At 45.2% G+C, this 11,526-nt stretch carries 8 protein-coding genes; 1 reads left to right on the top strand and 7 read right to left on the bottom strand.

Going from position 1 to position 11,526, the window contains the following annotated elements; all coding sequences use genetic code 11:
• Window positions 1–364: 364 nt before the first annotated feature.
• The 3 genes from hemW to RMO52_RS03455 form a co-directional block, all read right to left on the bottom strand.
• Window positions 365–1,546, bottom strand: a complete 1,182-nt coding sequence (gene hemW, locus RMO52_RS03465; protein WP_396134870.1) for a radical SAM family heme chaperone HemW — start codon at window positions 1,544–1,546, stop codon at window positions 365–367.
• A gap of 253 nt (window positions 1,547–1,799) precedes the next feature.
• The gene (locus RMO52_RS03460) at window positions 1,800–4,142 is read right to left on the bottom strand and encodes a polysaccharide biosynthesis tyrosine autokinase (RefSeq protein ID WP_310410849.1); all 2,343 of its coding nucleotides are present in this window, start codon (window positions 4,140–4,142) and stop codon (window positions 1,800–1,802) included.
• Window positions 4,143–4,531: 389 nt separating this feature from the next.
• Window positions 4,532–5,668, bottom strand: a complete 1,137-nt coding sequence (locus tag RMO52_RS03455) for a glycosyltransferase family 1 protein (RefSeq protein WP_310410847.1) — start codon at window positions 5,666–5,668, stop codon at window positions 4,532–4,534.
• 335 nt (window positions 5,669–6,003) lie between these two features.
• Here RMO52_RS03455 and RMO52_RS03450 point away from each other — a divergent pair, with 335 nt between their 5' ends.
• Window positions 6,004–6,687, top strand: coding sequence for a cytosine deaminase (locus RMO52_RS03450; RefSeq protein ID WP_310410844.1), 684 nt, complete (start codon window positions 6,004–6,006; stop codon window positions 6,685–6,687).
• On the opposite strand, the gene RMO52_RS03445 is transcribed toward RMO52_RS03450, so the two are convergent.
• From RMO52_RS03445 to RMO52_RS03430, 4 genes are all read right to left on the bottom strand, one after another.
• Window positions 6,684–7,589 carry a methyltransferase domain-containing protein gene (locus tag RMO52_RS03445; protein WP_309739455.1) on the bottom strand — a complete coding sequence of 302 codons (906 nt, stop codon included), beginning with the start codon at window positions 7,587–7,589 and terminating at the stop codon, window positions 6,684–6,686. The genes RMO52_RS03450 and RMO52_RS03445 overlap by 4 nt on opposite strands.
• A 430-nt stretch (window positions 7,590–8,019) precedes the next feature.
• Window positions 8,020–9,234, bottom strand: coding sequence for a hypothetical protein (locus RMO52_RS03440; protein WP_310410841.1), 1,215 nt, complete (start codon window positions 9,232–9,234; stop codon window positions 8,020–8,022).
• A gap of 223 nt (window positions 9,235–9,457) precedes the next feature.
• A complete protein-coding gene (locus tag RMO52_RS03435) occupies window positions 9,458–10,720 on the bottom strand; it encodes a glycosyltransferase (RefSeq protein WP_309739450.1) in 1,263 nt (420 codons plus the stop codon).
• A 27-nt stretch (window positions 10,721–10,747) separates the two neighbouring features.
• Window positions 10,748–11,491: an FkbM family methyltransferase gene (locus RMO52_RS03430; protein WP_310410838.1), complete on the bottom strand. Its 744-nt coding sequence runs from the start codon at window positions 11,489–11,491 to the stop codon at window positions 10,748–10,750.
• Window positions 11,492–11,526: the final 35 nt, after the last annotated feature.

Genomic DNA, 11,526 nt, shown 5'->3' with positions numbered 1-11,526 from the left:
AGTCTCTGCTCATGATGCAAAGTCCGCCTTAGCGGACTAGCTAATTAGTCCGCGAAGGCGGACTTTGTAACAGTAGCCCCGATTTGCGGCGCGCGCACGCCTTTGTTTACCGACGGTTTATCGGCGTTTTTTTTTTGGGGGGGAAACCCCCTAAAAAAAACGCCGCTAAACCGTCGGGAAACAAAGGCGTGCGCGCGCCGCAAATCGGGGCTACTGTTACAAAGTCCGCCTTCGCGGACTAATTAGCTAGTCCGCGAAGGCGGACTTTGCATCATGAGCAGAGACTTTAGTCTCTAGGCTCTTCTTATCCCGAACTGACGTTCAATAGCGAATTCATCATCACATCAACTCGATCGCATTATTTTTAGAACTCCTGACTAAAGATTTCTGTCAATACGACATTAGAAAATAATAACCCTTCTGGATCTGATAATCGCAAGTAGCAATCGCCCTCGGCAACCGCGATCGTCTCTACCCATCCCTGCTGCTGATATCGCTGTAGGCATTTTAATAGACTGTTGACTCGATCGATCCCAAATTCGGACTCGATCGCCTTTAGACTCACGCCACGAGATAATCGCAATCCTAGCATCAAAGTTTCTAAAAACCGATCTTCAACTGGGGTCGGATCTACGCGCCAATTGCCACCATCCGCGATCCATTGGTAGTATTCCTGCGTCTTGCGGGGACGGGTAAAGCGATAATTTTCGAGATTGCTGGCTGCACCCATACCGAGAGCATAGTAGGGTTGATTTTGCCAATAGGTGCGATTGTGGCGACACTGATAGCCGGGTTTGGCGTAGTTGGAAATCTCATAATGTTCGTAGCTAGCACTGCGAAGGATCTGCTGAGCGGTGCGATACATCTGGGCGGTGGTTTCGTCGCTGGGGAGAGGTTTATCGCCAGGTTGATATTGCTTGGCGAAGGGGGTTTGGGCTTCAACGATCAGATCGTAACAGGAAATATGAGTTGGTTGGAGGGCGATCGCGCACTTAAGAGAAGCTTCCCAGTCAGCCAGAGTTTGTTGGGGTAAGCCAGAAATCAGATCGAGACTCCAGTTGGTGACACCCCCTCGATGAAGTAACTCTACAGCAGCGTAAATATCGCCGCCAGTATGCGATCGACCGCATAATTGCAATAGGTTGTCCTGAAAGGCTTGCACGCCGATACTGACCCGATTTACCCCCGCCTGGAGATAGCCCTTAAGTTGAGCTAGATCGAATGTCCCCGGATCGATTTCCATCGAGATTTCGGCATTACTGGCGATCTCAAATTTAGCGGCTAATAAATCTAAAATCTGACTTAATTGCGCGACGGTAAGCAGTGAAGGGGTGCCGCCACCGAAGAAGACCGTTTCGAGAGGTTGATGGTAATTTGTCTGCGTGGCAATCTCTTGTGCCAATCGATCGACATAAAGCTGGATGTTACCAGAATTCGCACCGTTAGAGCGATCTCCAACTACAAACACGGGAAAGTCGCAGTAGTAGCACCGCCGCCGACAGAAGGGGATATGAATATACGCAGCAGTTGGCAGCAAGGGACTCATGACAAATATTTGAGCTTCCCCGCTAGGTGATTAAATTCACCTGCTGGGGAGATGTCTCTATTGTAGATCGGTACTGCGATCCTGCCGAATGTTGTCGTTGGCGTAGCCTCTCTGCGCAGGCAGACGCTGTGCCTAACGGCAGGCTATCGCCAACGCGTTGGCAACGCCTGCGCTTTGCGCTTACGGAACGAGAATCGAGTCAACAACATGGCAACTTCTGTGTTCTCGCTCCAAGATCCTACTCCAGCAATGCTTAAGCAACATTAGCTACTTTGCGATCGTAATATGCCCCGGCTGAAGACTGACGATCTGCGACCATATTCACCACTAGACCCAACACTGCAACTCTAGATACCTCTAGCGTTCGGAGTGAGCTGCGGAGAACTTCTCGATCGACTTTCCCGAGACTAGTCACCATTAATAATCCATCTGTCTGGGGAATTAATAATAGTGAATCGGCAAAGTTTAAAGGAACTGTATCATAGATAACTAGATCGAAGTTACGTTCGCAAGTTTTCATCAGATCCTTCATTTTTTGCGAGCTTAATATACTCGTTGGATCTAGCGCGATCGAACCTGAGAGGAGAATATACAAGTTTTCTTCTCCTGGTAAAAGTTGAACCGTCTCCATCAACTGAGAATTACCAGCGATGATATCAGTTAAACCGTAAATTGTGTCGTTGCGATCGTGGGGGTTGACTAAACTTTGTAAATTTGGCTTGCGCAGATCGGCATTGACGAGCAAGACTCTTTGACCCATTGCGGCTGCGGCTTGAGCCAATTGGATCGAAATCGTAGTTTTACCTTCGTCGGGTAAAGAGGAACTCACAACCAGCGAGCGTACGGGTTCATCTGGACTCAATAGCCGCACTTGAGAATTGAGCGCGCGAAAGGACTCAATGAATGGTGAAAATTGATAGGCAGTTGTAGTATTAGAACTATTTCTTCGACGCAGTGATGAAACGCCATTTTTTTGCTTACTATTTTTTGATTTAACGCTCGATTTACTCTCATCTTCACGCTCGGGAATCATGCCTAAAATTGGAATATCTAGCGCATCGCGTAAGTCTTTAAGTGAATAAATCACATTATTCATTTTATCGACTAATAAAGCTACTCCCGTTCCTAAAATTAGACCCGCAACCGAACCCAAGACTAAGTTGCTCGTCAAACTACCTGCTGAAACTTCCTTAACAGCAGGCAGTGCTACCAATTCCCACGGCACCTCTTGACGAGCGGCATTAATCATCAACTCTTCCCGTTTTTGCAAAAACTTGCTCAGTTGTTCGGTGGCAATTTTTAATTGACGTTGAATATCTTCATATTGACGGGAAATAATTGGCAGTCGATTTGTTTCGCCAGCTAAGGAGTCATTGACTAAATTTAAGCTTTTGAGCTTAGCTTCCCACACCTTTACTTGGGTATCAGCAGCAATTAATTGTTTGCTCAGATCTTGTCTGAGTCCATTTTGATATGGCAATGCCTGAACATTAGGAATGCTCTGAGCTAGTTTACTACCTAATAGCGCATCGGCATTTTGTTGGAGGAGCGGCAGTAAGTTTTTTCGTTTTTCTCGGAGCAAGATTATCCGAGGATGCTCCTCAGTCAATTGTGCAGATAGAGTCTTTAATTCTATGTCGATCTCTTGTAGTTGTTTGACTAGTTGTTGGTATCCAGGAGCCTCACTCAACACGGAGGCGGCTTCAGCAGTTTTAGGCTGAAGTTGCACCTGGTCTAAAAGCGATTGATAAAGCTGCTTCGCCTTGGCTAGCTCTACTTGCGCTGTCGATCGATCTTGTTTGGTCGCACCCATTTGAGTGCCGAGTTGGGCACCCAAAGTTGTGGGATCGACTAAGTTATTCTCTTCCCGAAATTTCTGTAATGTTAACTCCAACTGGCTGACTTGATTTTTGACTTTTGGCAGTTGAGCGTCTACAAATTGCAACGCTCGACGAACATTGGTTTGCCGTTCTCTCAAACTATATTGAATATAAGCATCAGATAGCAGCTTCATCACTCGCTTGGTTTCCTTGGCGGAGCCAGAGCGATAGTGAACTTCTAATATTTTTGTTTCCGATTGGTCTTTGAGGCGATTGATTGTCAACGACTTTCGCAAGGTTTCATATGAAAGTTTGGGGTAATCGACCTGAAGCTCTTTAACTACGGGTAGCAAGATCTTATCGCTCAAGAGAATCTGAATTTGAGTCGGATAGTCTAGAGTCGTTTTTAAAGATTGAGCGCTACCTAAGTCTTGCTCTTCAACACTTGTTTGATTGACTTTATTAATCGAAGAAACTACTTGACCTTCAGCGGTAACGGGTTCGATTAGCATGTTGAATTGACCCTCGTACGCTGTGGGGCGAGTCCGGCTCCAGGCGACTGTTGCGCCGAGGGTGACAATATTTGCCAGCACCACAATCCACAATCGACGGCGGATCGCTCTCCAAACGCGATCGAGATCTAAACCTCCTTCTTCAGCATCAGCAGCTAGCGTCATTGCCGAACCGATCGCCTTAGACTGAGATCTCTGGTCTAAATGACTGTCCCGCCAATTATCTTCATTTGGTTGTGATGCTCGCTTAACAACATTGCCCATTCTATATAGTCCCCAAAAGATCGAGATCTTTAATCCTTTCCCAAACAGGTTGATGAGTTTAGGCTTGGATAACAGTTAGTAATATTACCCTAATAACACTTTTTGTATTGTAACTTAAACATCGATCGCCGTTAACCGTATGTTGAATAGTAGTTAGTTTCCTGTTACTAGCATTATAGGCAGTACAAACACATTACATCTTCGATTGTCACCTAGATCGATTTAACTGGTGACTGATATGATTTTCTCGGATTTAACCTCTCTCTCGATCGTACAAACAAGTTAGATTTTATACCTCAGCATAATGGCTAATTATTACGAGTGAAAGTACTAGAGATACCTCGCTCGCGTTATCCTCTCGACAAAGATTATTCGTCACTTAGCGATCTTTAGAAGATCGATCGCAATGTTAAGTATAAATTCAAATATTGGGTGGCAGATTGAGTCTTGGTAAATCGATTGTCCTCAGTTGTTGGGGTGGGCACTGTTGCTGCTAGAGCGCCGCCAATTGACTGTGCCATATTAGCGACGGGATCTCCCGCCAAATCGAAATAAATACAGCTAGACGAGCCAATTTCTCTGAATACAGGAATATCCGAACAAACTACTTGACAGGAGAAATATAAAGCTTCTACCAGCGGAATACAGAATCCTTCAAGCGTGGACGGAATTACAAATAATCGACACTTTTGATAGAGCCAGCAAAGTTCGCGATCGTCGATCGCCGATAGTAACAGTATGGCATCTCCCAGTTCCAATTGCTCGATCGACTGTTTTAGCTTTTCGGTTTCCGGGCCAATGCTACCGACGATTACCAGCTTAGTGCGAGCATCAATCTGACGATCTCGTTGCAGTAAGGCATACGATTGAATTAACAAGTCAATATTCTTGTTTTTACGATGTTGACCGACGCAGAGAATAAATGAAGGCTCCGCCTGATCTTCGAGGATAGCGAGCGATTTTGGCTCGATGCGCTCGAAGTCCACATAATTGTAAATAACTTGAGCCTTTTCCGGCTGAGATCTAATTCTTGGGAAGTAAAAATTTAAGTCATCTAAGGTTGTCTGGGATACACAGACCAAAGCATTACTGTTACCAATACATTGCCATAAAAACAATCGATTTAGTAGAGCGCGATGACGACCGAAATTCTCGGGAATTTTGTAAGGATAAAGGTCGTGAATAGTCGCCACGATCGGACAATCGAAAAACCACTTAAATAGTGGCAATGGAAATGATAAATGAATCAGATCGGGTTGAAGCTGTTTGGCTAGCTTGGGCAAACCAAACAAGAACCATAAGTTCCTTGACCAAGAGGTATTTTCGATATCAATACCGATAACTTCAATCTTTTTTTCGTCCGAAAAAAAGATATTTTGAAAATAGCCCTGTTGCCAAGTGCCAGTTACCACAGTCACCTGGGCGATTTCAGCTTTTTCTACGAGACACTTAGTCAAATTAGCGGCATGTCGGCAAACTCCGGTAGGCTCTATCGGTCGATGTAAAGCAACAACTAGAATGTGCATGACAAGTTAATGAATTCGCTATATTTATATTCGGACATGAGTAGTGTGTCAACTTTGGTAAAATACTGAATCCCAACTTTGATGACTATGGTAATTTTAAATCTACGGCAAAGCACTGAGAGCGATACCGATCGTAAGGCTCTAAAGCTTGTGCTCGGTATTCTCCTTCATCAGCATAATTTCTGATATCCTTATTCTAGCGATAGCTATCTGGTTTTCTAACCGTTTTTTTACTAAAATTAGCATCAGGAAGACACGATAAATAGCGTAGTTTTTATTCTATAATCGATGTATTTTAGCCGCGAGTCACCCCGATCGGCTCGCTCTGTCAGTCAATGTCATTAACTATCGATCCTCAATGTGCTGGGTTATGTATCAAGATCGGTGCTGCTGGCCTACCCAATTTATGCTCGATTTTAGGAGTACTCGCGATCGTATTACTACTGGGAGTGTCGAGTTTGGGATTTTTCGTCGTCAACCTGCATGGGTTCCTCGCAAAAAACGATCCAGTCGCCACAGAAGTTTTGGTGGTGGAAGGGTGGCTGCCTGACTATGCGATCGCAGCGGCGATGACTGAGTTTCAAACAGGTGGCTACAAAACACTGATTACAGTCGGTGCGCCCGTACCGCGCGGATTTCACTTGTCCGAGTACAAAACCTTTGCGGAGGTGGCTGCTGCCACCCTTGTTGCACAGGGATTTAACCCCCACCAACTTCAGATCGTTTCGACCGACTATGCGCCAGAATGCCGCACCCAAAATGCGGCGACGGCATTCAAACACTATTGGGCAAGCTCTGACGCTCCGCCGATCCAATCGATGAATGTGTTTACACTAGGCCCCCACGCTCGCAGAACCTGGCTAGTGTTCCGCAAAGTCTTTCCCGCTCCTATTCAGGTGGGAATTATCGGCACTAAAGTTTTAGCATATAACGAGCGTAGTTGGTGGCGATCGAGTGAGGGCGTCCGCACTGTGGTTGCCGAATCGATCGCCTACTTATATCGACGATTTGGGGGCTAGGTGCCGACAGAGGGCTTTCTGGCGATACACATAATCGATTGCGCCCCTTCAGGGCTATCGGAGTCGATCCCAGACATCTTTTGGAGCATCCGCAATCTTGAGGGCAATGTACCCATATTGCCCTCAAGCACCTCTGCGCCCAGATCGTGGTTGTGGGGGTAAAGTTTGAATTCAAACCCCAATGGATCTAACACCTGATGATAGAGCGCTGGCGTAATTCCGTCACCAGGGATCTTATTGTGTGCCTCGCAGGGAATCCTCAGCTTGCGATATTCCATCGAGAGGTAATGCGGACTCCTAGTCAACCAGTAGAGTTTGAAACGGTGCTTTCTCATAAATGCCGCCAGCCCTTTAAAGTGCATCGCCGTCACTTGAGGGTCGAGATCTGTCATCAGTAACCCACCAGGACGCAAGATCCGCGCGGCTTCAGATAGGACTTTTGCCATATCATCGCAGTGATGGATGGTGGCAGTCGCGATCGCCACATCCGCAAAACCATTTACCAGCGGTAGGTCTTGAGCATCTGCCCACAGCGGGGTATAGCCTACTTGTTTCGCCATTTTCAACCCTTCATAAGAAACATCGACACCGATTAATACCTGGGGTGAACCACCAACCGTCGCATAGAAATTTCCCGGCCCGCAGCCGATATCGACCACAATTTTGCCGTCCAGACTGCCAACTGCTGCCTGCCAACGCGATCGAAATGTTTCGTTACGATGAGATTCCTCAAAATATTCTGGCCCCCAAACTGGATGTCCGAAAAATTCACTGTTAGCTTTCATTGCTACAGTCATCTCGCCGATGTGGCTGGTAAATATACCATGCTCATCCAGCTTTACTGCTGTACTGTCTATTAAATACGGGCTGATATCTGAAGTTAGCTGCAAGTAATTTTGCACGATCTTTTCTCCAATAATCTGTATGAAATACTCTTGGTCTTAAAGCTAGCTGAATTTTCAGTCAATAGCAGCCACTTGACAATTTTGCTCGATCCGATCCCAGCACCCCTTCACTCAAATCGATAGATAATAGTCAATCTGAAACAATAATTATCTATCGATTCGCGGTATAATTTCAGATAATTTAGATACTATTTCATTAGTAGTAATCTATTCCAAAAGCGGCTTGATATTATTTAGTTATAATAATACCATAAATGTATGATTTATCAATAATATGTCAATAAATATTGCAATAATTTAACATCACGAGCTATATTATGACTACCAAGATATAGCTTAACAAAATGATAGTTGTTGGCTCAACTATCCCTAGATTCTTACTGAACATCTGCTGTTAGTCAGATCGAAGAAGATCGAATTTTGGTAACTAATGAGCTAATGTCCGAACGCGATGCTCTTGCCAACGTAGTCCAATCAGCATCGCCATAGTTAGCATAAATCCAGGTTCTTCCATTTGAGTAAGAAAGAAGCCGTAAATAAAAATTGTCAACATCAGAAACCTGCAAAAATCATCGATGCAGAAGTAATGCCAGACTAAAAACCCCAAATATAAGTAAGCCGCAATACCCAGCCAACCTTGATCTCCCCAAATTCCAGCCCAGCTAAATAGTGGCACGTATAGAGTCGTAGACCAAGCAATCCAATTACTATTGATAAAAGACCACATTTCATCATATAGAGGATGCTTTGTGCCCCCAACTAATGACAATATGCTCCACATATCATTAATCGTCCAACCTCCCAACCGACCGAGCGTGTGCCCAGGTCCTAATCCAACCAACCAATTGAGGGGGGAACGATAGTAAGCAAGAACGCGACGGATACCCTCCGTTTTGACATCTAAGCCTCCCCCAGCCTCATTATTATTAATGTCGCTTCTATTCATCCACTGAGCGTAAGCTTCAAAACCTGCGACGTTATGAATCAACCACCAGAAAGCACCAAGTGCTAATCCGAAACAAGATAGATACATGACAATCTTTCTAATATTCTGGATCTTGCTCGAAGCAAGTATAATCCAAGCCAATCCACTGACAAGAATTACCTGTTTTGTATCGGCAATTTGAATCTGATAAATAGTACCAATTAGACCTAGTATCCTTATCCACAGAGGCACCTGTTTTTGATACAAGAAGCAATAGATAAACACACTAACTGAGACGGCAGCAGAAATATATCCGCCAGCCCCCGATATAAAGAATACTCCTTGCACCCCATCTGTCTCATTGTAAGGATGTGCGCTAATCCGTCCGGCAAGCAGGAGAATTTTTTGGGCGATCGCAAGAACTAGATTAATTATCGCCGAGATAATCAGCCAACGTCTTAACTTATTCAGACCTTCTACTGTGAAATCTACACAAGTTATCGCCAGAATAAACATAAAAGGCTCTGCCAGCATCATAAAGTTAATGATGACATTAGGAATTCCAGCATTGTTAACGATCGCACTAAAGACGATCGTCCCCAAAAATATCCCCATGGCAATAATTAGCGACCATGTACGCGAGACTAGGCGGCGATCTTTCGTCCGAGCTGTTGACAGCACAATTGCCACCACGAAAGGCACGATCGCAAAGTGCAAAAAGTTTAAAATAGAGGGTGCGCGCGTAATAGAGCAAAAGATTCGCGAATAGAATGTTGTCGCAAAGGCAATAAAAATAAGTGTAGAATTGTTGACAAATCCTCTTTTTTTATTTGCAGAGATCGTACTTGAGCTATACATTTTAGTACTATGACATAGTTACTCGATTTTGGTATTGACAAGCTGGGGTTGTCTAACAAAATTGCTAATTTCTAACAGGCAGCTAAGTGTCGTATTCTGCGATATCTGCACCCAGCGATCGAGACGATATCTGCCGTTTGTATATTTGCGAATATAACTTGCCTTGGGCATCCCAAGTAAATATTTCTCTAGCGCGTTGTTGTCCAGCCTTGCCCATTTCGATACACAGATCGACATCTTCAGCCAATCGGCACATTGCCGTTGCGATGTCAGCGATACTTTGGTCAGGAGTGAGTGCCGGGATCGGGAAACCTGTTTCCGCCGTAACCTGAACCGCAGGGCCGCCGAGATCTAGACAGATAACTGGGCGACCCGCTGCCATTGCTTCCAAGCATACTAATCCGCCAGAGTCGTGCAAACTGGGATGAACTAAAACAGAACTCTCTCCGAGCTGTGCCAATACCCCCTCCCTCGGCAGATGCCCTAAAAACTTGACTCGCTCGCAGATGCCCAGCTCATGTACTAGAGCTTGCAGGCGGGGCAATTCTGCCCCTTCGCCTAAAATCCAATACTCAGCATCGGTCAGTTGGGCACGGGCAAAGGCTTGTAAGCCCAAGTGGAGTCCTTTCCAATGGAGCAAGCGAGCGATACTGATAAACCGAGTCGGACGAGTGCTGGGGGGCGGACATTGGGCGAGTCGAGCGAGTTCTAGTTCGGACAGGTTGCATTGAGATAATACTTGCACTTGCGTCGCACCCATTAACCTAATTTGTCTGGCGGTATCTGCGGTCGTCGCAAATGCGATCGCGCTCCGACGAGCGGTCATCCGCGCGAAGGGATCTTGCTCTCCCAGCCAACGCCAGATAGAGCGGAGGGTTTCATAAGCTCGATTTTTGAAGTTGAAGTCTTGCCAATAGGCGAGCGGTGCAGATTCGCCGCCGCCCACGGGTCCCCACACAAACGGGATCGGTAATAAGCAGAGAAAACTCGGACTAGAGTGTCTGACAAAGGTGACGTGATGAGTCAGATCGAAGTCGATCTCGCGATGCAGCTGTTTGGCAACAAAGTAAGCCTGAATTTGCCACAGGTAATAGTGTAGCTGCATACCGCCAGAATGCCCCCACCGTCGGCTATCCTGCCAAAAAGGTAAAGTAAAATAAACAAAATGCAGGTTATCGATCGGCTGGCGTGCTAGCTCTGCTTCAATGATATCCTGGCTTTCATCGGGACGAGTCAATACCCAAACTTGGTGATACCTGGCGACTTCTCGAACTACATTCCAGCCGACACCAGGCTCAGATCCTTGACCCGGTTCGCAGGAATACGCTGACAGCAGAACTTTCATAGCTACACCTCTTTTGAATCGATCTTCCTAACTAGGCTTAAAAATAAAGTTACACACATAAGTTTTACCTAAAGAAGTAAGACCTTGATAATTATTGATATCTTGGTGTTTCTCTTTAGAAAATTCACTTAAACTTCTCAGTTCGCCATTAAATAAGAAAAAACCGACATACCCTAAAGCCATAATTTTAGAGAATATTTCGGTGATATCTTTATTGGCATGATGTTTTTGTTCGATTTCCACAATCATGACGGGGCGTTGTGTAGTAATCAAGTCGATCGCCCCATCAATTACCGTTTCCTCGTGTCCTTCAACATCAATTTTGATAAATCCTACGTTGGTATGTCCGCAGTCATCCAAACGCTGGAGTGGTACATCAAACGTTTGGATTTCGCTAGAGGTTGGCAGTTCCAGACTACCGAGTTGATCGTAAGCAAAAGTATCGACGATCGGAATCGATAGCTGCGCTACTCCCGCTCGATCGGATATCGCAACTGGATAAATACTCACATTAGATGTAGCAAATGCTTTAGTCAAAAATTTTGCCAACTCTGGATTGGGTTCGTAGGCAAAAACTTTTTGGGAAAGCTTGGAGAGAAAATAAGTATAAGATCCCTTATTCGCGCCGATATCAATACTATTTCTTTGCGGATCTACTAGATCGTCGAGCAATTTGAGTTCTGGTTCGCCAGATTTATAATTGGTATCGGCAATCAGTCGAATCGTCACTGACGGCGGCAGCAATCGCCTAATTGTATTTTTGATAAACATTGGTTTTGTGGATAGGGGATAGGGGATAGGGGATA

This window comes from Chamaesiphon sp. OTE_8_metabat_110, from assembly GCF_031382685.1.
GTDB lineage: Bacteria > Cyanobacteriota > Cyanobacteriia > Cyanobacteriales > Chamaesiphonaceae > Chamaesiphon.
The sequence above is the reverse complement of the archived record's forward strand: the minus strand, read 5'-3'. Positions and strand labels throughout refer to the sequence as shown.

What these genes read in the sequence shown, in the direction of transcription:
- hemW (WP_396134870.1), bottom strand. Translation starts at nt 1,546, where the DNA reads ATGAGTCCCTTGCTGCCAACTGCTGCGTATATTCATATCCCCTTCTGT.
- RMO52_RS03460 (WP_310410849.1), bottom strand. Translation starts at nt 4,142, where the DNA reads ATGGGCAATGTTGTTAAGCGAGCATCACAACCAAATGAAGATAATTGG.
- RMO52_RS03455 (WP_310410847.1), bottom strand. Translation starts at nt 5,668, where the DNA reads ATGCACATTCTAGTTGTTGCTTTACATCGACCGATAGAGCCTACCGGA.
- RMO52_RS03450 (WP_310410844.1), top strand. Translation starts at nt 6,004, where the DNA reads ATGTCATTAACTATCGATCCTCAATGTGCTGGGTTATGTATCAAGATC.
- RMO52_RS03435 (WP_309739450.1), bottom strand. Translation starts at nt 10,720, where the DNA reads ATGAAAGTTCTGCTGTCAGCGTATTCCTGCGAACCGGGTCAAGGATCT.
- RMO52_RS03430 (WP_310410838.1), bottom strand. Translation starts at nt 11,491, where the DNA reads ATGTTTATCAAAAATACAATTAGGCGATTGCTGCCGCCGTCAGTGACG.